Below are 21,265 nucleotides of genomic sequence, written 5' to 3'. Positions count from 1 at the left end.
CGGAGTGACGGTTCCGAGGTGGATGCAGGCGCGTTTCCCGTAGCGGGGCCGGCATCGTCCGTCGGCGACGAGGTGGATGGTGATGTGGTCAAGGCCGCTTCCCCGCACCGGCAGTGACCACGCTGGTCAGGACAGGCCGGGGGCCACTGCCGGCACCGGTTCGGACTCCCGGCCGGGACATCGCGACGTCGAAGATGTGGTCCCGCAGTCCTTGCCGGTCATCCTTCGGGTGAGCGGTCGGGTGCCGAAACGGACGGCTGGGGGCTGATGAGTAGCAGGGCGATGTCGTCGCTGGGCGCCGGGGCGTGGCGGATCAGCATGTCGGCCATGAGGTCGAGGTCGGTCGGGTCGGCGTCTTCGAGGAGTCCGGCGAGAGCCGTCGTCGCGTCGTCGAGGTCGACCCCGGGGGCCTCGACGAGCCCATCGGTGTAGAGGGCGAGCACGCTGCCGGGAGGCATGCGGAATTCCAGGGTCGGGTAGCGGACATCCGGGTCGATACCGAGAAGCAGGCCCGGCGGGACACGGAGAAGTTCGGTGCGTCCGTCGGTGTGACGTAGCAGGGGCGGAGGGTGGCCGGCGGTGGCGACGCAGGCGCGCTGGCGGCCCAGGTCGAGGTGGGCGTAGACGCAACTGGTGAACAGCCCGGGGTCGAGGTCGATCAGGAGACGGTTGGTGGCAGCCAGGACATGGTCCGGGGACGCGGCTACGGTGGCGTGTGCGTGGACGGCGGTGCGGACCTGGCCCATGAGGGCCGCAGCATCCACGTCGTGGCCCTGTACATCGCCGATGGTCGCGGCGGCGGTGCACTCATCCAGGCGGATGAGGTCGTAGAAGTCGCCGCCGATGCCCAGGCCGCGGGCGGCAGGAAGGTAGCGGGCCGCCACTTTCAGACCGGGGACGTCGGGCAGTGTGTGGGGCAGCAGAGCCGACTGCAGACGATGGGCGAGATCGCGCTCGGTGTCGTACAGGCGGGCGCGGTCGAGTGCCTGCCCGACCAGGCCGGCCAGTGAGGTGAGTACGGCGCGTTCACTGGGCGCGAAGATGTGGGGCCGGTTGTAGGCGAGGAGGAGTGAGCCGACCGGGCGGCCGGAGGCGATGAGCGGCAGGAAGGCCCAGGCAGCCATCCCGTCCTCGTGCACCGTGGACGGATAGACCCGCTGAAGCTCGGCGAAGTTCGCGAAGAAGCCCGGGACGCCGGTGGTCAGCACTCTGACGCCGGGCAGGTCCGAGCTCAGGGGGGCGTCGATGAAGCTGTCCAGGAGTTCGGCACTGTAGCCCCGGTGTCCGAGGATTTTCAGACGGCCGTCCTCAGCGGTCATGACGACCATGCCCTGCGCTCCGAGGGCAGGCAGGAGCTGGTCGGCCGTTTGCTCGACCACGTCCTGAACACCGGCGGCTTCGGTGAGCGTGGCGGCCAGATGCATCAGGTGGTACAGCACGGTGGCGCGGCCGGGACCCGCAGGAGCCCCCGGGTGAGCTGCCTGGGCGCCTTCAGCCGGTTCGCTGCGCCTGATGCGGACGCTGATGCCGGAGGAGTCCGGGTACAGCTCGAAGGTCAGCCACACGTCCGGCGGGCGTACGACCGTGAAGACCTGGGACTGGCGGCTGATCAGTGCGGCCCTGTAGCGGTCCTCGACCTGGGGAACGTCCATCCACGGCAGCACTTCCCAGGGCAGTGCCCCCAGCAGGTCGGCCGTATCGGCACCGACGAGATCGGCCGCCGCCTGGGTGATGAAGGTGATGCGGCCGTTCAGGTCCACCGCACAGGCCCCTTCGGGCAGACGGTCGAGGAAGGCGGAGACCTCCCGGCTCTCGGCGGGGGAAAGGCTGCGTCCGGTCCGTGGGGGCAGAGCCCGTGGCTGGTCGGCGGGGGGCAGCGGGTCACCGCGGTCCGCGGCCTCCTGCAGTTGGTTGCCCAAGCGGCGGCACCCGGCATGGATGACGTCCTGTTCGTGCGGGCTGAGCTGGGGCGGCCGGGTGCCGGGCCACAGGAGCACCAGTCCGCCCAGGACGGCGCCCTCGCTGGTGAGCGGAGCGGCCGCCAATGCGAAGTCGTAAGGCAGCACGAGTGCCGGCCGCGGATACTGGCGCGCCATCGCCTCCTGCCCGCTGATCCACACCAGACGCCGTTCCCGCACGGCGTCCGCCACGGGAATCGGGTCGGTCAGGGCCACCCGCGTCCACGGTGCGAACGTCTCCCGCGGGGCCCCCGTGAGCATTGTCAGCCACAGTGCGTTTCCCTCGGGGGACAGTACATACAGCAACGCCCCGGAGGCGTCGCTCTGACGCACCACGTCAACCAGTGCAGTGTCCATCAACAGCCTGCCTCGACCAGCGGCGGCAGTGAGGACGAAGCAGCCGTGCGCGCTCGGGTCCGGTCCGTCGGGCGCCGAGCACCCTGAGCCCGAGTGCGGCGAGCGCGTGTGGCGCGCCGGGCACCGGCTGCGGCGTGCCGACCTCGTCGCGTGCTCCAGGGCGCCCTGCGTGGGGTCGGACGGCAGCACCGGTGGTCGTGCCCCACCGGTCCGGCCAGGGCCGCGATACGACAGCCGCTCCGAATATCACCCATAGACGGACGATACGCCCAGAAGGACAGAGGCGTGTATACGGGACAGCACCCCACTGCCTGCCTCACCAGGCTCGGCCCGGACGGCTCCGCACATGATCCGAGAAACAGTGCCTAGTCCTGGTACGCCTCCACGAGGGCGGTGGCCTCCTCCTGGGAGAGGCCGCCGCCCTCGGCGTACGCGGCCTCGTAGGCCGCGTCCCCGAGCACGCCGCGGACCAGCTCCTCGGCGGCGGCGTAGTTGTCCCGCTCCATCCGCGTCGGCACGTGCCCGTCCGGCAGCAGCGCCCGTCCGGCGGCCAGCAGGCGCGCCGCGAGGGCGGCCCGGCGCTCCCCACCGAGTCCGCCCAGCGCCCGTGCCACGGTGACCAGGTGGATCACGTGCATCTGTGGCGCCACCATCTGCGACAACCGGTCGTCGGCCTGCGCCAGCGCCTCCCGGCTCCGGGCCAGGGCGTCCGCGTGGAGGCCCTCCTGGTTGTCCAGCCAGGCCAGGCCGCCCAGCACGAACGCCTCGAAGACGCCTATGGACGCGGCCCTGAAATCCTCGTGCAGCACGGCGAGTTGCTCCCGCGCCTCGACGGTACGGCCGGACGTGCCCAGCCACACGGCCAGGAAGAACCGGGCGAACGCCGTCGCCTCGTGCCCCGCGTGCCGCCCCTCGGTGAGCACCTCCCGGAAGATCAGCTCGGCCTCCGCACCACGGCCGAGCTCGGTCAGTGCGGAGGCGTACCGGGTGCGGAGCACCAGCACCTGGGCCCGGGCGCCGAGCTTCTCCGCGTAACCGATCGCGGCCTGGTAGCCCTCGGCCGCCCGACCGTAGTCGCCCATCTTCTCGTCGGCCTCGCCGCGTGAGGAGAGCGCCTCCGCCGCGCCCCAGTCGTCGCCGAGACGGCGGAAGATCGCCAGGCTCTCGTCGGCGTCGGCATGGGCCTCGCCCGCCCAGTCGGGCCGGTTGGCCAGCACGTTGGCACGCATCTGGAGCACACCGGCCAGCTCCCAGTCGTATCCGAGCTCCCGTGCGGCGCGGACCGTCTCGTCCAGCACCCCGCGCAGGTCCGGGAGGTCCGCGGTGAGTGCGACGGCGAAGAACCAGAGCGTCCCCGGGCTGCGGTAGGTCTGCGGCTGGCCGGGACGGTACGTCGCGGCGATGGTCCGCAGCCGCGCCATGCCGGCCTCGTTCGACCAGGCGTCCGTCGCGTGGTCCGTGCCGGCCATCCGGAGCAGCGCCACCTGGCGCCGCGCCTCCTGCAGCAGTTCGGGACCCATCGGCGGTGGCGCGTCGGTGCAGCGTTCGGTGAGCGAGGGCGCGGTGGCGGCGGGTGCGGCGAACGGGTCGGGGCCGAGCGCGGAGGCAGCGTCGGCCCACTGCAGGGCGTCACTGCGCAGATCACGCATCTGCCAGTACCAGGCGAGCGAGAGCACCATGCTGAGCGCCTCCTGCTCGTCGCGCGCGGCGACGGCGTGCCGCAGGGCGGTGCGCAGATTCTCGTACTCGCGCTGGAGCAGTTCGAGGGCGGCGAGCTGTCCGGAGCCCCGGAGTTCGGGGTCGGTGGTACGGGCCAGCTCCCGGTAGAAGGCGAGGTGCCGCCGTTCGACGACGTCCCGCTCCCCCGCCTCGTCCAGCCGTTCGGCGGCGTACTCACCGACGGTCTCCAGCAGGCGGTAGCGCATCCGGCCGTCCGCGGACGGGGCGGCAACGACGAGGGACTTGTCGACGAGCGAGCCGAGCGCCCCGGCGACGTCGTACGCATCCTGCCGCCGGTCCGCGCAGACCGCCTCGGCGGCGGCGAGGGTGCAGCCGCCGGAGAAGACAGACAGCCGGCGCAGGGCGGTGCGTTCGTCCCCGTCCAGGAGGTCCCAGGACCAGTCGACGACCGCCCGCAGGGTCTGCTGGCGTGGCAGCACGGTGCGGCTGCCACTGGTCAGCAGACGGAAGCGGTCGTCGAGGCGGTCGGCGATCTCACGCGCGGTGAGCATGCGCAGCCGGGCGGCGGCGAGTTCGATCGCGAGCGGCAGCCCGTCGAGGCGGTGGCAGATCTCGGCGCAGGCCGCTGCCGTCCGCTCGTCCGCGTCGACCCGGAAGCCGGACAGCGCGGCGGCCCCGCGGTCGGCGAGCAGTCGCAGCGCCACCGGGTCCGGCAGCGGGTCGACCGTCCGCACGAACTCGCCCGGTACGCCGAGGGGTTCACGGCTGGTCGCGAGGACGGTGAGCCCGGGGCAGCGGGCCAGCAGGTGGTCGGCGAGGGCCGCTGCTGCCTCGATGAGGTGCTCGCAGTTGTCCAGGAGCAGCAGCATGCGGCGCCCGGAACAGTGTTCGGTGAGCCGGGCGAGCGGTTCGCTCGCACCCCGCTCCGCCGCCCGGAGCTCCTCCGCACCCGCCCCGCGCAGCACGGTCTCCCGCCCCCCGAGCGCCGTGAGGACGGCTTCCGGTACCGCTTCGGGGTCGTCGACCGGCGCGAGTTCGGCCAGCCAGACGCCGTCCGGCCAGGCCGCCGGGTCGGCGGATTCGGCGGCCTCCTGGGAGAGCCTGGTCTTGCCCGCGCCACCAGGGCCCAGGAGGGTGACGAGCCGGGCCCGGGTCAGGTCCTCGCGCAGGGCGGCGATGTCCGCCTCACGTCCCACGAAGCTCGTGAGCCTGGCCCGCAGGTTGCCCGGCCGCACGGGAAGGGGGACGGGAGCGGGGGCCGGGGCGGGCGGGTCCTGGTGGAGCAGCTCCTCGTGCAGGGCGCGCAGTGCGGAACCCGGGTCGGTGCCGAGGCGTTCGGCGAACAGGGTGCGCACCTCGTCGTACGCCGCGAGTGCCTGCGCGGTGCGTCCGGCGTCGCGAAGCGCCCTGATGCGGAGTGCCTGCAGGGGTTCGTCCAGCGGGTGGTCGGCGCAGAGCACGGCGAGTTCGGGCAGGGCGTCGTCGGCGCGGCCCAGCTCGAGGACAGCGGTGATCCTGCTCCTGCGCGCGTCGAGCCGGCGCCCCTCCCAGCGGGCGGCGGCCACGGACCGGTCCGGCAGGTCGGCGAGGGCGGGCCCCTGCCACAGGGCGAGCGCGTCGCCGAGGACGTCGGCGGCCTTCGCCGCGTCCCCGGCCTCCAGGGCCCGCGCCCCCTCCCCCGTGAGCCGCTCGAAGCGGAAGAGGTCGACGGCCTCCGGGCCGGCGGCGAGCCGGTAGCCGCTCTCCCCGGACTCGACCGCGTCCCGGCCGAGCGCGCGCCGCAGACGGCCCACGAGTGCCTGCAGGGCGCCCGGGGCGTCGGCGGGCGGATCGCCGTCCCAGACCTCGTCGACGAGCAGTCCCGCCGGGACGACGCGCCCCGGGCGCAGGGCGAGCACGGTGAGCAGGGCGCGTAGCCGCGCCCCGCCGAGGGCCGCGGGCGTGCCGTCGTCGCGGAAGGCGCGGGTGGTGCCGAGGATGGCGTAGTGCACGGGCCCATTGTCCGTGACGGCTCAGACCGGCGCGGACCCGGTGTCGCGACCGGCGACGTGGGCCCGCGGAGGACGGCGGTGCGGGACGGCGCGACGGGGCAGGCTTCCGGGGGCGGGCACGAGGACCGCCCGCGAGACGTTCCCGCTCCGTGTGGCCCCCGGTCGGGGGCCCGCCGCATGCCGTCCAGCGATCAGGAGTCACGCCGATGACCACCGCAGTCCGCCGCAGCGACCGGCGGATAAGTCCGATCTTCCTGGGGATCGTCGCCGTCATGGCCGTCGCGGGCTGGGCGGTGTGGACGGGCTTCGCCGAGCAGACCGGCTTCGCGGTCTTCCTCTTCGTCACGGCGGCCTGGATCGTCTCTCTCTGCCTGCACGAGTACGCGCACGCGCGCACAGCGCTGCACAGCGGCGACATCTCGATCGGGGCGAAGGGCTACCTCACCCTGAATCCACTGAAGTACACGCACGCCCTGCTGAGCATCGTGCTGCCGGTGCTCTTCGTGATCATGGGGGGCATCGGCCTGCCGGGCGGCGCGGTCTACATCGAGCGGGGGCGCATCCGCGGCCGGTGGAAGCACAGCCTGGTCTCGGCCGCCGGACCCCTGACGAACGTGCTGTTCGCCGTGGTGTGCACGGCGCCCTTCTGGCTGGGCGCGCTGGACGGTGTCCCGGTCCCCTTCCGCCTGGCGCTGGCGTTCCTGGCGCTGCTCCAGGTCACGGCCGCGATCCTGAACTTCCTGCCGGTCCCCGGGCTCGACGGCTACGGCGTGATCGAGCCCTGGCTCTCGTACCGGATCAGGCGCCAGGTGGAGCCGTACGCGCCGTTCGGGCTGATCGCCGTGTTCGGGCTGCTGTGGATCCCCGAGGTGAACGGCGTCTTCTTCGACGCGGTCGACACCCTGCTGCGGGGGCTCGGGGTCAGCGAGATCGAGACGTACTGCGGCCTGGACACGTACCGCTTCTGGCGGGAGTGGTTCGGCGACCAGGACCCGGGCTGCGCGGTGAGCGGCTAACGGGTGGCCGCGGCCGTCTCCGCCTTGTACTTGCGGACGTAGAACCACGACATGTTCGACGAGAGGCCCGCCAGCAGTACCCAGACGATGCCGAGGAGGACGCCGCCCTGGACGAAGGAGACCACGGCGGCGGTGACGGCGAGGACGCAGACGACGAGGGCGTAGAGAGCGAGGCGGGGCATGAGGGCGGTGCTCCTGTCGGGGGATGGTGCGCGGTCCCGTCCAGTGTCCCTCATGCCCGTTTCCGCTCCGGGCAGGGGCTCGCTCAGACGTCGGTGGTGCGCAGGCCCGCGTGGGCCTTGTAGCGGCGGTTGACCGAGATCAGGTTCGCGACCAGCGACTCCACCTGGTGCGCGTTGCGCAGCCGGCCGGCGAAGACTCCGCGCATGCCGGGGATGCGGCTCGCGAGTGCCTGCACGGTGTCGGTGTCGGCGCGCGCCTCGCCCAGCACCATCACGTCGGTGTCGATCTCCTCGATCGACTCGTCCTGGAGCAGCACCGCCGACAGGTGGTGGAAGGCGGCGGTGACCCGTGAGTCCGGCAGCAGGGCGGCGGCCTGCTCGGCGGCGCTGCCCTCCTCCGGCTTCAGTGCGTAGGCGCCCTTCTTGTCGAAGCCGAGCGGGTTCACGCAGTCGACGACGAGCTTCCCGGTGAGTTCCTCGCGCAGGGACTCCAGCGTCCTGGCGTGCCCTTCCCACGGCACGGCGACGATGACGATGTCGCTGCGGCGGGCGCACTCCGCGTTGCCGGCGCCCTCGACGCCGTGTCCCAGCTCCGCCGCGGCGGCCTCGGCGCGGTCGGCGGCGCGGGAGCCGATGACGACCTTCTGCCCGGCGCGGGCGAGACGGTAGGCGAGACCCCGGCCCTGGGGGCCGGTGCCGCCGAGTACGCCGACGGTCAGCCCGGAGACGTCGGGGAGGTCCCAGGGGTCCTTGGCGGGGGGCTTGGGCGCGCTGCCGCTGTCATTCGTAGTCATGCGCCGACACTACTGCCAGGTAGCGAAGGGGACTCGGCGGGCCGCCGCGCGGAGCGCTGGGCGCGAACGGTGGTGGGCGGGGGCGGAGGCGGTCGTGCCCACCGGGGCGGCGGCGGTCGTGGGTGCGGGGGCGGAAGCGGTCGTGGGTGCGGGGCGGAGGCGGAGGCCCGGACGGTCCCCTTTCGGGTGCACCTGAGCGATCAGGCAGTCACGGGAGGGTGGCCGAAGGCATGATGCCGGGCCATGGATGCCGTACGTGTCGCCCTGCTGCGCGAGGTACTCGCCGGGACCGAGTGGCCCTCGGCGGCCCGGCGGTTCGCCCGGACCCTGCGGTCGTCGGTCGTGCCTCAGGGCGGCGGGCTGCTGCTGGTCGGGACCGAGGTGTACGAGCCGTGGCACATGGCGGCACACCTCGTGGACGAGTCGACGTGGTCGGGGCTCCCCCAGTTGAGGCCGACGCTCGTACGCCACCGGGTGGAGCCCGGCGATCCGGCCCACCTGGCCGTGGGCCTCGGCCGGATCGAGGCGGCCGGGCGGGGCGAGACCCTGCTCGTGGTGGCCCCTGCGCGGGCGGACTCCGGGCTCCTGGAACGGGTGCACGACGCCCGCCGGGCGGGTGCGACGGTGCTCTCGCTGGACGGGGGCGACCCGGAGGTGCGGGGGCTCGCCCACGAGGCGCTCACGGTGACGGGCGGGGACGAGGTGGATCTGGACACCGTGCAGCACCTGGTGAGCGCTGCGGCCGGTGAGAACAGCGCTCCCGCGCCGCGTGGCCGCCGCTCGTTCCGTGACCGGCTGTCGCGGCTGGCCGACCAGCTGACGGCGCCGCCGCCACCTCTCTGGTAGCGGTAGCGGCTCCGCCGGCGGCCGGCTAGTCCGGCGTCCCGTCGGTGCGGTCGTGCCACTTCGGGTCGTTCTCCCACTCGAGGTTCCGCTCACGCGCCGTGTCCATCGCGTGCTGCGCCTCCTCGCGGGAGGTGTACGGGCCGAACCGGTCTTTCCCCGGGCAATCCGGGCCCTCCTCGACCGTTCTGTGCTCCAGGCAGTAGTACCACTCGCCCGGTTTGCCCACCGTGCGCTTCTTGAACAGGGCCATCGTCGGATCCTTTCCTCGTAGCCATGCTGCCCCGAGCACGCTGGTTAGACTCCCTCGCATGTCTGGCCAGCCGCTGCTCGTACCAGGGGAGATCACTCCCGTCCGTTCCGTTCCCGGAAACATCCGGCGCCCCGAGTACGTGGGGAAGCCCGCCCCCACGCCGTACACCGGGCCGGAGATCCAGGACTCCGACACCGTGGAGCGCATGCGGATCGCGGGCCGTATCGCCGCGCAGGCGATGGAGGAGGCCGCGAAGCACATCGCCCCGGGCGTCACCACCGACGAACTCGACCGGGTCGCCCACGAGTTCATGATCGACCACGGGGCGTACCCCTCGACCCTGGGCTACCGGGGCTTCCCGAAGTCGCTCTGCTCGTCGCTCAACGAGGTCATCTGCCACGGCATCCCCGACTCCACGGTGCTGCGGGACGGCGACATCGTGAACCTCGACGTCACCGCGTACATCAACGGTGTGCACGGCGACAACAACGCCACCTACCTCTGCGGCGACGTCGACGAGGAGTCGAAGCTGCTCGTGGAGCGCACCCGGGAGTCACTGAACCGTGCCGTCAAGGCGGTGCGGCCGGGGCGGCAGATCAATGTGATCGGGCGGGTCATCGAGTCGTACGCCAAGCGGTTCGGGTACGGGGTGGTACGTGACTTCACCGGGCACGGGATCAACACCTCGTTCCACTCCGGTCTCATCGTCCCCCACTACGACAGCCCGCACGCGACCACCGTGATGCAGCCCGGGATGACCTTCACGATCGAGCCGATGCTGACGCTCGGTACCCACGAGTACGACATGTGGGACGACGGCTGGACCGTGGTGACGAAGGACCGCAGGCGGACCGCCCAGTTCGAGCACACCCTCGTGGTGACCGAGACCGGGGCGGACATCCTGACGCTTCCGTGACGCCGGGCCAGGTCCGGGCCGGACGCGCCGCCACGCCGTACGGTGGGGGTGAGTCTTACCGACAGCCAGTCGGCAAGCTGTTGACTTAGGCAAGCCTAAGCAGGAGGATCATCGTATCGGTCCGTGGGGGTACGCACCCAGCACCTCGCACCTCCACGGTTGCCGACATCGCCGATTCCGTCCCGACGCCTCGCCCCATCGGCCCCCGGAGGCCCGCCTTGGACGCAACCGCAGCCACCACGCCCTTCTCGACGCTCATCCGCACCGCCTCGCACGAGCAGCACACCGAGGCGGAGTCATCGGCCTTCATGGGCGACATGCTCGGTGGGCGGCTCGGGGTGGAGGCGTACACGCGCTACACCGAGCAGCTGTGGTTCGTCTACCGGGCACTGGAGGACGGCGCCGAAGCCCTGCGCGAGGACCCGGTCGCGGGCCCCTTCATACAGGCCGAGCTGATGCGCGGCGCGGAACTGGAGCGTGACCTGGCGCACCTGCGGGGGGCCGGGTGGCGTACGGGCCTCGACCCGCTGCCGGCGACCGCCGCGTACGCCGCGCGGGTCACCGAGTGCGCCCGGCACTGGCCCGCCGGGTACGTGGCGCACCACTACACCCGCTACCTCGGGGACCTCTCCGGTGGCCAGATCATCCGCGGCGCCGCCGAGAAGACCTGGGGCTTCGAGCGCAAGGGCGACGGGGTGCGGTTCTACGTGTTCGAGCAGATCCCCAACCCGGCCGCCTTCAAGCGGGCGTACCGCGAACTGCTGGACGCGGTGGACGCCGACGACCTGGAGAAGCGGCGCGTCGTCGACGAGTGCAAGCGGGCGTTCGCGCTGAACACCGCCGTCTTCCGGGAGCTCGGCGAGGCCTTCCCGCTCAGCGCCTGACGCCCCTGGCTGCCAGCAGGACGCGGCCCCCGATCTCCACCGTGCCGTCCGGCGCGGGCGCGGTGAGGATCTGGGAGCCGCGCCCTTGTGCGATGTTGAGGGCGCGGCCCAGTTCGGTGCTCAGCAGCATGGCCGCCGCACCCGTCGCCTCGTCCTCGTCGACGGCGTCCCCCGTGCGCGGGAACGCCCGCGCACGTACCCGCCCTGCCGCCTCGTCCTCCCAGGCCCACACGTAGAGCCGTCCCTCACCGGGCGGGGGCTCCGTCAGGGCCTCGACGTCCGCGACCGACGCGTACCGCTCCAGCGTCATCGGCGGTGCCCATGCGGGGCGGGCCGTGATCCAGGTGAACTCGCCGTCCTGGCGGGCGAACACGTCCCCGACGGGCAGCTCCAGGACCTCCAGGTCGAGCAGCCAGGCCGCGCCGACGAGTGGATGCCCGGCGAACGGCAACCGCAGCCCGGGCGTACGGATGTCGACGGTGCCGCGCTCCGGGTCGTCGACGAACACGGTCTCGTTGAAGCCGAGCCGCCGGGCGAGCACCTGCCGCGACTCGTTGTCGGGGTACCTGCGTCCGTCCCGTACGACAGCGAGCGGATTGCCGTGGCGGCCGTCCGGTCCGCAGAACACGCGCAGTACGTCGATGCCGTCGGGTACGTCGAAGTCGTTCACGTGCGCATTCAAGCACCGTCCGGGGTTTCGCCAGGCCGAAGGGCCCGCACCCCGGGCGTGCGCGGGCACCCATCCACGGCCACACCGAAAGACCCGGCTTGACCAGTCCTTGACCCTTCTGTGGGTCGCCCATGAGACAGCTGTGACCGGACCGTTTCCGGCGCTCCGAGGTGAGAGCTGAATCACTGCCGGGGTGGACACGGGCAAGGTTAGGCACGGTTAAGTTAGGTCCGCCTCACCCGCCTTTGTCCGCGCAACTGTCGTTCCCTCATCTCTTCAGTGGAGCCCGCATGCGAGCCGTTCGTCTCTCCGTCGTCACCGCTGCCACCACCCTGGCCGCACTGACCGCCGTCACGGGCTGCGCCGAGAAGAGCGACGACAAGGCGGACGGGGCCGTCCGGGTCGTCGCGAAGGACGACGCCTGCGAGGTGTCGGAGACGAAGCTCCCGGCCGGCCACCTCGAGCTCGCCGTGGAGAACAAGGGTTCCAAGGTCACCGAGGTCTACGTCCTGTTCCCCGACGACCGCATCGTCACCGAGCGGGAGAACATCGGCCCCGGCACCAAGGCGAAGATCACGGCCGAGATCAAGGCCGGTACGTACGAGATCGCCTGCAAGCCCGGCATGAAGGGCAACGGCATCCGGCAGACCGTCGAGGTCACCGGCGGTACGGCGGCCCGGCGCAGTCCCGAGATGGACAAGGCCGTCGCCGGCTACCGCACCTATGTGCAGGCGCAGGCCGACGAGACGCTGCCCAAGGTCAAGGTCTTCACCGACGCGGTCGCGGCCGGCGACATCGAAGCGGCGAAGAAGGCGTACGCCGACTCCCGCATCGGCTGGGAGCGGACCGAGCCGGTCGCCGAGTCCTTCGGTGACATCGACCCGAAGGTCGACGTCCGTGAGGACGGCCTGGAGGACGGCCAGAAGTGGACCGGCTGGCACCGCCTCGAGAAGGCGCTGTGGCAGGACAAGAAGCTGGGAGCCGAGGAGAAGGCCCTCGCGCCCGTCCTCCTCAAGGACCTGGTCGACTGGCAGAAGCGGGTCGGCAAGGCCGAGATCACCCCGACCTCGATGGCCAACGGCGCCAAGGAGCTCCTCGACGAGGTCGCCACCGGCAAGGTCACGGGCGAGGAGGAGCGTTACAGCCACACCGACCTCGTCGACTTCAAGGCGAACGTCGAGGGTGCGGAGCAGTCGTACGCCCTCCTCAAGCCGATCGCCTCGAAGAACGACGCGGCGCTGACCGCCTCCCTGGACAAGCAGTTCGCGGCCCTGAACACGCTGCTGGACAAGTACCGTGCGGACAAGGCCTCCTACGACTTCACCTCGTACGACAAGGTCGGCAAGGCGGACCGCAAGGAGCTGTCCGACGCGGTCAACGCGCTTGCCGAGCCGCTGTCCAAGCTGGCCGCCGCGGTGACGAAGTGACGGCCGGGAACAGCGAGACGGGCCCGCGGGCGGACGGGGAGCCGGGCGGCGTGCCGGCGCCGTCGCGGCGCGCACTGCTCGGCTGGGGTGGTGCCGGACTGGCGCTCGGCGCGGTGGCCGCGGGCGGCGCCGTCGCTGCGGTGGGCACCGACGGCACCGAGCCGGTCGCCGACAGCGGCGGGGCGGTGCCCTTCCACGGCCCGCACCAGGCGGGGATCGCCACCCCCGTACAGGACAGGCTGCACTTCGCCTCGTTCGACGTGACGACCGAGGACCGGGCCGAGCTGGTCGCGCTGCTCAAGGAGTGGACGCGGGCCGCCGAACGGATGACGGCCGGGCACACCGTGGGCGAGGGCGCCTACGGGGGCCTGGCCGAGGCGCCGCCGGACGACACGGGCGAGGCGCTCGGCCTGCGGCCGTCCCGGCTGACGCTCACCATCGGTTTCGGGCCCTCCCTGTTCGCGAAGGGCAGGTTCGGGCTCGAAGGGCGCCGGCCCGAGGCGCTGGTGGACCTCCCCAAGTTCCCCGGCGACAATCTCGACGCCTCCCGCAGCGGCGGCGATCTGTGCGTGCAGGCGTGCGCGGACGACCCCCAGGTCGCGGTGCACGCCATCCGCAACCTCGCCAGGATCGGTATGGGTCGCACCGCGATCCGCTGGTCGCAGCTGGGGTTCGGCAAGACGTCCTCCACGACGCCGGATGCCCAGACCCCCCGCAACATGATGGGATTCAAGGACGGCACCCGGAACGTCTCGGGCACGGACACCGCCGCCCTGGACAAGCACGTGTGGGTCGGCCCGAAGGACGACGCCGGGTGGATGACCGGGGGCTCGTACCTGGTCGCCCGGCGCATCCGGATGCACATCGAGACCTGGGACCGGGCCCCGCTGCAGGAGCAGGAGGACATCTTCGGCCGGGACAAGGGCGAGGGCGCCCCGGCAGGCCGGTCGAAGGAGCGCGACGAGCCGTTCCTGAAGGCGATGCTGCCGACGGCCCATGTGCGGCTCGCCCACCCGGACACCAACGGCGGCGCGACGATCCTGCGCCGCGGCTACTCCTTCACCGACGGCACGGACGGTCTGGGCAGGCTCGACGCCGGGCTGTTCTTCCTGGCGTACCAGCGTGACGTGCGCAAGGGCTTCATCCCGGTGCAGCGGAGCCTGGCGGCCGCCGACGCGCTCAACGAGTACATCCAGCACGTGGGCTCGGCCGTCTTCGCCGTTCCTCCGGGTGTCCGCGGCAAGGACGACTGGTGGGGCCGGGCACTGTTCTCATGACCGACACCGTGGAAGCACAGGTCTCATGACCGACACCGTGGAAGGACCGGCATGTTCGGCAACTACCTGATCGGCCTGCGCGAGGGTCTGGAGGCCAGCCTGGTCGTCTGCATCCTCATCGCGTACCTGGTCAAGACCGGCCGCCGCGACGCGCTGCGCCCGGTGTGGATCGGCATCGGCATCGCGTGCGCCATCTCGCTGGCCTTCGGTGCGGCGCTCGAATTCGGTTCGCAGGAGTTGACGTTCGAGGCCCAGGAGATGCTCGGCGGATCGCTGTCCATCATCGCCGTCGGCCTGGTCACCTGGATGGTCTTCTGGATGCGGCGGACCGCGCGGCACCTGAAGAAGGAGCTGCACGGCAAGCTCGACGCGGCCCTTGCGATGGGCACCGGCGCCCTGGTCGCCACCGCCTTCCTGGCAGTGGGCCGTGAAGGCCTGGAGACCGCGCTGTTCGTGTGGGCCTCGGTGCGGGCGAGCGGCGAGGGCTCCTCGTCACCGCTGATCGGCGTGCTGCTGGGCATCGCGACCGCGGTGGTCCTGGGCTGGCTGTTCTACCGGGGCGCGCTGAAGATCAACCTGTCGAGGTTCTTCACCTGGACGGGAGGCATGCTCGTCGTCGTGGCGGCCGGCGTGCTCGCCTACGGGGTGCACGACCTCCAGGAGGCCCGCTTCCTGGGCGGTCTGGAGAACAAGGCGTTCGACGTCACGGCCACCGTCCCGCCGGACAGCTGGTACGGCACCCTGCTCAAGGGAGTCCTCAACTTCCAGGCCGATCCGACCGTTCTTCAGGTCACGGTGTGGGCGCTCTACCTCATCCCCACGCTCGCGCTGTTCCTCGCCCCGGTAGGGTTCAGGCGGTCAGTGCGGACGACGGATCAGAAGGCGCAGAAGGCAACGGATGAGAAGGCTGGGTCGACTGGCGGCGGGGCTCGCGACGGCGACGGTGCTGAGCGTGACGGCGAGCGGCTGCGTGACGGTGCACGGCGAACTGGAAGTCGTGCCGGGAGCGACGAGGTCTGAGGCCGCCAAGGCCCTGGAGGACTTCACCGTCGCGTACAACAAGGCGGACGAGGCCTACGATCCGGCGCTCGACGCGGACCGGGTGACCGGATCGCTCGGCGCCATCAACCAGGCCGGACTGACGGCCCGGCAGAAGAACAGCCCGGACGGCAACGCCGCACACAAGCCGCTGGTGCTGTCCGACGCCGCGTTCACCCTTCCCAAGAAGGCCGGCTGGCCGCGCTGGTTCCTCGCGGACACCGACTCCAACCGCGACCGGGACGGCGGGAGGCTGGACACCCGCTGGCTGCTGGCGTTCGTCCGTACCGGGCCGGACGCGCCGTGGAAGGCCGCCTACCTGGCGGTGGTCTCCCCGTCCGAGGTGCCGAAGTTCCGTGAGGACGCGGACGGCTCGGCGCAGCCCGTGCCCTCGGCGGACACGGACGAGGTGCTGGCCACCCCGCCGGGGGACCTGAGCAGGACCTACACGGATTACCTCAAGTCAGGCACACCGGATGTCTTCGCTCCCGGTGCGACGACCTCGGGCTGGCGGGACGCGCGCAAGAACACCCGCAGGGCCGGTTTCTCGTTCCAGTACGTCGACCAGCCGCTGGACACCGGGACGTTCGCACCGCTGGGTCTGACGACCGAGGACGGCGGGGCGCTGGTCTTCTTCAGCAGCAAGCACTTCGAACGGCAGACGGCGGCGGCGGGGCTGCGGCCGACCGTCTCGGCGGATGCGCGGGCCCTGATGACCGGCGAGGTGAAGAGCACGCTGACCAAGGAGCGGGTCTCCAGCCAGTTGGTGTACGTGCCCAAGCGGGGCGCCGGTGACGAGGGCGGCAAGGTGCGCGTGCTGAACCGGCTGCCGGGACTCGTGGCGGCGGAAGGCTCCTGACCCGTGGCCGGGCCTTCGGGTCCGGCCCGGATCCGGGGCGCCCGTGAGCGTGGGCGGCCTTCGGGGGTCTCGTGAGCGTGGCCGGGCTCCATGTGCGGCCGGCCTTCGGGGCTCTCGTGCGTGGGCGGGCACGCACTCCCGGGCGACGGCATGCACCGCCTCCCGGCGGGGCGGGCATCGTGCGCCGCGTCCGTTCCGCGCGCCCGGCGGTGTGTGTCAGCGGCTGAGGGGCCAGGCCACGGCGTCGTGGGCGAGGTCGCTCGCGTCGGCCGCGTCCACATACTGCGCGCAGGCGTCCGTGAGGATCTCCAGCATGGTCAGCGGATCGGGCAGCGGGTGCTCCGGGCCGCGGATCCAGTGCACGTCCAGATCACCGGGAAGCCTCGCGGGCGGCAGCAGGACGTAGCTGCCGCGGCAGTGCCAGCGCATCCCCGGGTGCTCGTCCATCGTCTCGGGGTGGCAGTCCAGCTCGCACGGCCACCACTCGTCCTCGTCCTCGGGCGTCCCGCGCGTGGCGGTGAAGAACAGCATCCGGTCGTCGCCGGAGCGGGCGACCGGGCCGACCTCGATACCCGCGGCGATCAGCCGGTCCAGGGCGCTACGGCCGGCCGTCAGCGGCACGTCCAGGACGTCGTGGACCATGCCGGTCGCCGTGATGAAGTTGGCCAGCGGCTGACCGGAGGCCCAGCGCTCGATCTGGGCGCGGTCGGTCGTGGACTGCGTCTGCCAGGCGAACGAGACGGGGTGCCGGGCGGGGGTCGGACAGCCGACGCGCTCGCACGAACACCGGTAACCGGACGGATGCGCGGCGGGTGAGATCGGCATTCCTGCCTCGGCGACAGCGAGGAGCAGTGCCAGCCGGGCCGCGTCGTCGACTTCCGGCTGCGGTTTGGGCCGCCGGCGCAGCCACTGGGAGATCCTGCTCTCTGTGCCGCGATAACGGCCGGAATCGGCGCCCATCTATCCCCTCACCTCAGCGGTTCTTCCTCCATGGTCCCACCATCCTGCTCCTCGGGTGGCCGGAGTCGCGGAGCGGGGTGCCCGGGCCGGTGCGCGAAGGTGAGTTCCTGGGTGCGAAATGCCGGGAAGAAGCGGATTTGTTTCAGGGCGTGGCCGACAGACCCCGCAGGGCGTAGTCGACGACCGTGTCGGCGTAGGCGTGGGTCGGCGGAAGGGTCCTCAGCAGCCAGCGGTGGGTGAGCGGGGCGACCAGCAGCTCCAGGGCGATGCGCGGATCGACGTCCTCGCGCAGTTGCCCGGCCTCCTGGGCCGCGCGCAGCCGTGTGACGTACAACTGCAACTGGGCGGCGTCGCCGTCCCCGGCGGCCTCGGCGGCCTGCCGGTCCGCCATGTCGAGGAAGCCCCACGGCCCGGCACGTATCGTCTTGCCAACGGTTTTGACCCCGTGCGAACCACCCGTTCGGATCACTGCGCATCGGATGGGTGAGGCGCACCATGAAGTCACGCACAGACCGTGCGCATCCCACCGTTCCGCAGCTCGCGCTGCCGTTCGCGAGGAGCCCGCATTGACCCGTGACGCCACCCCTCGTCGCTACCTGATGTGTGCACCGGCCCACTTCCAGGTCACCTACTCCATCAACCCGTGGATGGACCCCTCCAAACCCGTGGACCTGCCCCTGGCCGTCACCGAGTGGGAGACCCTGCGCGATCGCTACCGCGCTCTCGGCCACACCGTCGAGCTGCTCGTCCCCCGCCCCGAGCTGCCCGACATGGTCTTCGCCGCCAACGGTGCCACCGTCGTCGACGGTCGTGTGCTGGGCGCCCTGTTCGCGTACCGGGAGCGGTACGCCGAGGCCGAGGCGCACCGGGAGTGGTTCCGGGCCAACGGCTTCACCGACATCCGCGAGCCGGACCACGTCAACGAGGGCGAGGGCGATTTCGCCGTCACCGCCACCTACCTCCTGGCCGGGCGCGGCTTCCGGTCCAGCCCGCTCTCCCACGACGAGGCGCAGGAGTTCTTCGGGCGCCCGGTGATCGGCCTGGACCTGGTGGACCCGCGCTACTACCACCTGGACACGGCGCTGTGCGTCCTCGACGACGCGGCCGACGAGATCATGTACTACCCGGGCGCCTTCTCACCGGGCAGCCGGTCCGTGCTGGCCCGGCTCTTCCCCGACGCCCTCATCGCCCAGGAGGCGGACGCCGCGGCGCTGGGCCTCAACGCGGTCAGCGACGGACGCCACGTCCTGCTCCCCCAGGCCGCGGTGGGGCTCCTGGGTCCCCTGCGGGACCGTGGCTTCGAACCGGTCCCGATGGATCTGGGCGAGCTGCTCAAGGGCGGCGGCAGCGTGAAGTGCTGCACCCAGGAGCTGCGGGCCTAGGGCGTGTTTCGAAAGTGGCGTCGTCTGCCCGAAGGGCAGGCCCGGGGGCGTCTGGTGCGTGCGATCGCAAGGCGGAGGGTCGCCCCGATACCGGGTGTATCGGGGTGATCCCGACAACGCGGCGAGCGTGCGTGCCAGACGCCCCCGGGCAGGCGGGACTTTCGAAACACGTCCTAGTCACCCTCCGGCGGCGGCCACGCGTCGCCCCACGCGGTGTCCCGGGCGGCACGGTAGAGCTCGCCGTGCCGCTTGGTGACCGTGGCCCGCTGCAGCCCTTCGTCCCGGGTGCACAGTTCCAGCAGCACCTGACCCTTGCGGATCTGCGGCCGGCGGGTGACCCGGGCGCCCACCGGATCGGTCGGGAAGCGGGTCGCCACCACGTAGCTGAACTTCTCGTCCTCGTGGCTCAGCGAGCCACCCTTCACCTGGCGGTGCAGCGAGGAGCGGCTGACCCGCGCAGAGAAGTGGCACCAGTCGGTGCCCTGCTCGATGGGACACGCGCCGCTGTGCGGACACGGCGCGGCGACGGTCAGTCCGGCGGCGATCAGCCGGTCGCGGGCCTCGATGACCCGGGCGTACCCGTCGGGGGTGCCGGGCTCCACGATCACCACGGCCTGCGCGGACGCGGCCGTGGAGTCCACCAGAGCGGTCCGGTCACCGGGGGTGAGTTCCTTGAGTACGTAACTGACCGTGACCAGGTCGGTGGGGGCGGCCGGCTCCTGCACCGCGCCAATCCTGGCCCGCTGCCAGGTCGCGGCGCGCAGCGCGGGGATGCCGGACGACGCGGCCAGCTCACGGCCGAGCGCGAGGGCGGGTTCGGCCCAGTCCAGGACGGTCGTCCGCGGCCCCTGCTCCCAGGCACCCGCGACCGCCCAGGTCGCCGCGCCCGTACCGCCGCCGATGTCGGTGTGCGTGGCGGGCACCCAGTCCGGCGCCGCCGCGCGGAGTGCGGCGAGGCAGGCCCGTACGGCCTCGAAGGTCGCCGGCATCCGGTACGCGGCGTACGCGGCGACGTCCGAGCGGTCTCGCAGGACCGGTGCGTCGGTGGGGGTCGTCCCGCGGTAGCTGGCGATCAGCCGGTCGACGGCCTTCGCGGTCTGCGTGGGCGGCAGCCCGTCGAGCAGTTCGGCCAGGGCCGTGCGCAGGGCTTCCGCGGTGGGGAGGGTGGCGTTCACCGCCGAATTGTAGGCGCAGCGGGCCACCGCACCCCAGGCCGGTGGTCGCCACTCGCCAGGCCGGTGGTCGCCACTCCCCAGGCCGGTGGTCCGCCCCTGCGCGGGCCGGTGGTTCCCCGCGCCCAGGCCGGCGGTCCGGCACGAAACCGGGACAGAACGGCGACGTAACCGAACTGCTGCGCAGCGTGGGCCTGTTGCTACGCTGACCGGCGCCGGATCGGGGACCGGCCGGACCATCACTCATCGGGGGGACCATGAGACGAAGGATCGTGCGCCTGGCTCTGGTCGGCGGCGTGCTCGTCCTGGCGCTGGTTCTCCTGCTGGCGACCTGCGGAGGCGGTGGCGGGGACGGCGACGCGGCGCCGGAGCCGGCGAGGAGGAGCGCCGGCCCCCCGGCCCGGCCGACGGTCCCACCGGCGTACACGACGGCCACCGGCTGGGACATCGCCGACATCGGGCCGGACTACGCCGTCGCGCGGACGACAGGCCGCCTCGCCTATCTGGTGCGGGCCCCTGGCGACCGCTACCGGCTGCGCACCCTCGAGACCCGGACCGGCCGGGCGGGCTGGAGCGGTGCGGCGTGGCGCCCGCCGGACCCGCTGCGCTTCCCGAAGCTCCTCGGCGTCGCCAAGGAGAGCCGGGAGTTCTTCGTCGCCTGGTCGTACGGGAAGGTCACAGACGGGAGGGCGCCGGCCGACACCCTCGTCTCCCTGGACGTGTACGACGCGGCGGACGGCGGGCGCCGGCGCGTCGAGGTGCCGTGGACCGGGGTGCCGTCCGTCACCGCGACCGGCCCGGACATCGTGGTCGGTGACGGCGGGGCGAACAGTGCCGTGGTGGACCCGGTCACCGGCGCGGTGGCGGAGGTCCCCGCCTCGGCCGTGAGGTACCCGAAGGGCTGCACGGCCTGCAGGCAGCTGACCGAGGTGCGCGGTCAGACCGCGCGGGGCCTGCTGCTGAGCGGGGCCCACGAGTTCTGGGTGCGCGGCGGCTGGTTCAGCCGGCAGGCCGCGCCGAAGGGCGCCGACCCGCGCTCCGGGGTGCCCACGTCCGTGGCGCCGGGACGGATCCTCGCCGTGTGGCAGCTCGCCGAGGGCGCGAAGCGGGCCGCGACGCACCAGCTGTGGACGGTGCACGACGCGACGAGCGGGAAGCCGGTCGCCTCGGTGGAGTGCCACAGGCCCGCCATAGAGCCGGGCCGTCATCCGCAGGCCGTCGTCTCCCCGTCGGGCGGCTACCTGGTGGCGGGCAACCTGGCTTTCGACCTGGAGGCGCGGAAGGGGTTCTGCTTCGAGGACGAGGGCGGGGCGGCGCCGCTGACGCTCGCCTCGGTGACGGACGCGGGCACCGCGTACGGCGCGACGAACGTGCGGGACGCGGCCGAGGCCCTGGACGGCGGAGGGAGCCCGGTGGCGATGAGCTTCGCGACCTGGGGCGTCGAGGCCCTGGCACCGAACACGCGGCTGCCCGAGCTGGAGACCTCCGGCACCGGCCTGTTCCACTGGACCGACCGGAGGGACCGGCTGCACCTGCTGGGCTACCCGAGCGCCGGCTGAACCGGGGGTGCGTCACGGTCCTACGGACCGCCTTGCACCGCGGCCCC

At 72.3% G+C, this 21,265-nt stretch carries 19 protein-coding genes; 10 read left to right on the top strand and 9 right to left on the bottom strand.

The window, feature by feature from the left end; translation table 11 throughout:
• Nucleotides 1-218: 218 nt before the first annotated feature.
• Complete coding sequence (locus QFZ58_RS26080) at nucleotides 219-2,315, bottom strand: SpoIIE family protein phosphatase (protein ID WP_307127325.1); 2,097 nt, start codon at nucleotides 2,313-2,315, stop codon at nucleotides 219-221.
• Between the two features lie 365 nt (nucleotides 2,316-2,680).
• Nucleotides 2,681-5,986: a BTAD domain-containing putative transcriptional regulator gene (locus tag QFZ58_RS26075; protein WP_307127324.1), complete on the bottom strand. Its 3,306-nt coding sequence runs from the start codon at nucleotides 5,984-5,986 to the stop codon at nucleotides 2,681-2,683.
• A 206-nt stretch (nucleotides 5,987-6,192) separates the two neighbouring features.
• Between QFZ58_RS26075 and QFZ58_RS26070 the strand changes: the two genes are divergently transcribed.
• Complete coding sequence (locus tag QFZ58_RS26070; RefSeq protein WP_307127323.1) at nucleotides 6,193-7,002, top strand: site-2 protease family protein; 810 nt, start codon at nucleotides 6,193-6,195, stop codon at nucleotides 7,000-7,002.
• Here QFZ58_RS26070 and QFZ58_RS26065 read toward each other — a convergent pair.
• Together QFZ58_RS26065 and npdG are read right to left on the bottom strand one after the other, a co-directional pair.
• Nucleotides 6,999-7,184, bottom strand: coding sequence for a hypothetical protein (locus QFZ58_RS26065; protein WP_307127322.1), 186 nt, complete (start codon nucleotides 7,182-7,184; stop codon nucleotides 6,999-7,001). The genes QFZ58_RS26070 and QFZ58_RS26065 overlap by 4 nt on opposite strands.
• Before the next feature lie 83 nt (nucleotides 7,185-7,267).
• Nucleotides 7,268-7,978, bottom strand: coding sequence for an NADPH-dependent F420 reductase (npdG, locus tag QFZ58_RS26060; RefSeq protein ID WP_307127321.1), 711 nt, complete (start codon nucleotides 7,976-7,978; stop codon nucleotides 7,268-7,270).
• Nucleotides 7,979-8,221: 243 nt separating this feature from the next.
• Here npdG and QFZ58_RS26055 point away from each other — a divergent pair, with 243 nt between their 5' ends.
• A complete protein-coding gene (locus QFZ58_RS26055; RefSeq protein ID WP_307127320.1) occupies nucleotides 8,222-8,824 on the top strand; it encodes a hypothetical protein in 603 nt (200 codons plus the stop codon).
• Nucleotides 8,825-8,849: 25 nt separating this feature from the next.
• Here QFZ58_RS26055 and QFZ58_RS26050 read toward each other — a convergent pair whose 3' ends face one another.
• Entirely contained in the window at nucleotides 8,850-9,074 is a 225-nt protein-coding gene (locus QFZ58_RS26050) for a hypothetical protein (protein ID WP_307127319.1), read from the bottom strand.
• Nucleotides 9,075-9,132: 58 nt separating this feature from the next.
• Here QFZ58_RS26050 and map point away from each other — a divergent pair, with 58 nt between their 5' ends.
• Entirely contained in the window at nucleotides 9,133-9,990 is an 858-nt protein-coding gene (gene map / locus QFZ58_RS26045; protein ID WP_307127318.1) for a type I methionyl aminopeptidase, read from the top strand.
• Between the two features lie 218 nt (nucleotides 9,991-10,208).
• Nucleotides 10,209-10,874, top strand: a complete 666-nt coding sequence (locus tag QFZ58_RS26040; protein ID WP_307127317.1) for a heme oxygenase (biliverdin-producing) — start codon at nucleotides 10,209-10,211, stop codon at nucleotides 10,872-10,874.
• Here QFZ58_RS26040 and QFZ58_RS26035 read toward each other — a convergent pair.
• Entirely contained in the window at nucleotides 10,864-11,544 is a 681-nt protein-coding gene (locus QFZ58_RS26035) for a PhzF family phenazine biosynthesis protein (RefSeq protein WP_307127316.1), read from the bottom strand. The genes QFZ58_RS26040 and QFZ58_RS26035 overlap by 11 nt on opposite strands.
• Nucleotides 11,545-11,834: 290 nt before the next feature.
• On the opposite strand from QFZ58_RS26035, the gene efeO reads away from it, so the two are divergent.
• From efeO to QFZ58_RS26015, 4 genes are read left to right on the top strand one after another with little or no spacing between them, the layout of a single operon-like run.
• Nucleotides 11,835-12,971 (top strand): iron uptake system protein EfeO, encoded by a 1,137-nt coding sequence (gene efeO / locus QFZ58_RS26030; RefSeq protein WP_307127315.1) that lies wholly within the window; start codon nucleotides 11,835-11,837, stop codon nucleotides 12,969-12,971.
• Nucleotides 12,972-13,021: 50 nt separating this feature from the next.
• A complete protein-coding gene (gene efeB / locus QFZ58_RS26025; RefSeq protein WP_307127314.1) occupies nucleotides 13,022-14,248 on the top strand; it encodes an iron uptake transporter deferrochelatase/peroxidase subunit in 1,227 nt (408 codons plus the stop codon).
• 51 nt (nucleotides 14,249-14,299) lie between these two features.
• Entirely contained in the window at nucleotides 14,300-15,268 is a 969-nt protein-coding gene (gene efeU / locus QFZ58_RS26020; protein ID WP_307127313.1) for an iron uptake transporter permease EfeU, read from the top strand.
• Nucleotides 15,156-16,145, top strand: coding sequence for a hypothetical protein (locus tag QFZ58_RS26015; protein WP_307128993.1), 990 nt, complete (start codon nucleotides 15,156-15,158; stop codon nucleotides 16,143-16,145). Before efeU ends, QFZ58_RS26015 begins: the two co-directional genes overlap by 113 nt.
• A 216-nt stretch (nucleotides 16,146-16,361) precedes the next feature.
• Here QFZ58_RS26015 and QFZ58_RS26010 read toward each other — a convergent pair whose 3' ends face one another.
• Both QFZ58_RS26010 and QFZ58_RS26005 read right to left on the bottom strand, forming a co-directional pair.
• Complete coding sequence (locus QFZ58_RS26010; RefSeq protein ID WP_307127312.1) at nucleotides 16,362-17,105, bottom strand: bifunctional DNA primase/polymerase; 744 nt, start codon at nucleotides 17,103-17,105, stop codon at nucleotides 16,362-16,364.
• Between the two features lie 142 nt (nucleotides 17,106-17,247).
• Complete coding sequence (locus QFZ58_RS26005) at nucleotides 17,248-17,496, bottom strand: TetR-like C-terminal domain-containing protein (protein ID WP_307127311.1); 249 nt, start codon at nucleotides 17,494-17,496, stop codon at nucleotides 17,248-17,250.
• A gap of 175 nt (nucleotides 17,497-17,671) precedes the next feature.
• On the opposite strand from QFZ58_RS26005, the gene ddaH reads away from it, so the two are divergent.
• Nucleotides 17,672-18,487, top strand: a complete 816-nt coding sequence (gene ddaH, locus QFZ58_RS26000; RefSeq protein WP_307127310.1) for a dimethylargininase — start codon at nucleotides 17,672-17,674, stop codon at nucleotides 18,485-18,487.
• A 173-nt stretch (nucleotides 18,488-18,660) separates the two neighbouring features.
• Here ddaH and QFZ58_RS25995 read toward each other — a convergent pair whose 3' ends face one another.
• On the bottom strand, nucleotides 18,661-19,662 hold the full coding sequence (locus QFZ58_RS25995) for a small ribosomal subunit Rsm22 family protein (protein WP_307127309.1): 1,002 nt from the start codon (nucleotides 19,660-19,662) through the stop codon (nucleotides 18,661-18,663).
• A gap of 254 nt (nucleotides 19,663-19,916) precedes the next feature.
• Here QFZ58_RS25995 and QFZ58_RS25990 point away from each other — a divergent pair, with 254 nt between their 5' ends.
• Nucleotides 19,917-21,218: a hypothetical protein gene (locus tag QFZ58_RS25990; RefSeq protein ID WP_307127308.1), complete on the top strand. Its 1,302-nt coding sequence runs from the start codon at nucleotides 19,917-19,919 to the stop codon at nucleotides 21,216-21,218.
• Nucleotides 21,219-21,265 lie beyond the last annotated feature (47 nt).

The organism is Streptomyces sp. B1I3, from assembly GCF_030816615.1.
Classification (GTDB): domain Bacteria; phylum Actinomycetota; class Actinomycetes; order Streptomycetales; family Streptomycetaceae; genus Streptomyces.
This window is presented reverse-complemented; position numbering and strand designations above follow the sequence as displayed.

Coding starts and splice junctions, on each gene's coding strand:
- QFZ58_RS26080 (WP_307127325.1), bottom strand. CDS start 2,315: ATGGACACTGCACTGGTTGACGTGGTGCGTCAGAGCGACGCCTCCGGG.
- QFZ58_RS26070 (WP_307127323.1), top strand. CDS start 6,193: ATGACCACCGCAGTCCGCCGCAGCGACCGGCGGATAAGTCCGATCTTC.
- QFZ58_RS26065 (WP_307127322.1), bottom strand. CDS start 7,184: ATGCCCCGCCTCGCTCTCTACGCCCTCGTCGTCTGCGTCCTCGCCGTC.
- npdG (WP_307127321.1), bottom strand. CDS start 7,978: ATGACTACGAATGACAGCGGCAGCGCGCCCAAGCCCCCCGCCAAGGAC.
- QFZ58_RS26055 (WP_307127320.1), top strand. CDS start 8,222: ATGGATGCCGTACGTGTCGCCCTGCTGCGCGAGGTACTCGCCGGGACC.
- QFZ58_RS26050 (WP_307127319.1), bottom strand. CDS start 9,074: ATGGCCCTGTTCAAGAAGCGCACGGTGGGCAAACCGGGCGAGTGGTAC.
- map (WP_307127318.1), top strand. CDS start 9,133: ATGTCTGGCCAGCCGCTGCTCGTACCAGGGGAGATCACTCCCGTCCGT.
- efeO (WP_307127315.1), top strand. CDS start 11,835: ATGCGAGCCGTTCGTCTCTCCGTCGTCACCGCTGCCACCACCCTGGCC.
- efeU (WP_307127313.1), top strand. CDS start 14,300: ATGTTCGGCAACTACCTGATCGGCCTGCGCGAGGGTCTGGAGGCCAGC.
- QFZ58_RS26010 (WP_307127312.1), bottom strand. CDS start 17,105: ATGGGCGCCGATTCCGGCCGTTATCGCGGCACAGAGAGCAGGATCTCC.
- QFZ58_RS26005 (WP_307127311.1), bottom strand. CDS start 17,496: ATGGCGGACCGGCAGGCCGCCGAGGCCGCCGGGGACGGCGACGCCGCC.
- QFZ58_RS25990 (WP_307127308.1), top strand. CDS start 19,917: ATGAGACGAAGGATCGTGCGCCTGGCTCTGGTCGGCGGCGTGCTCGTC.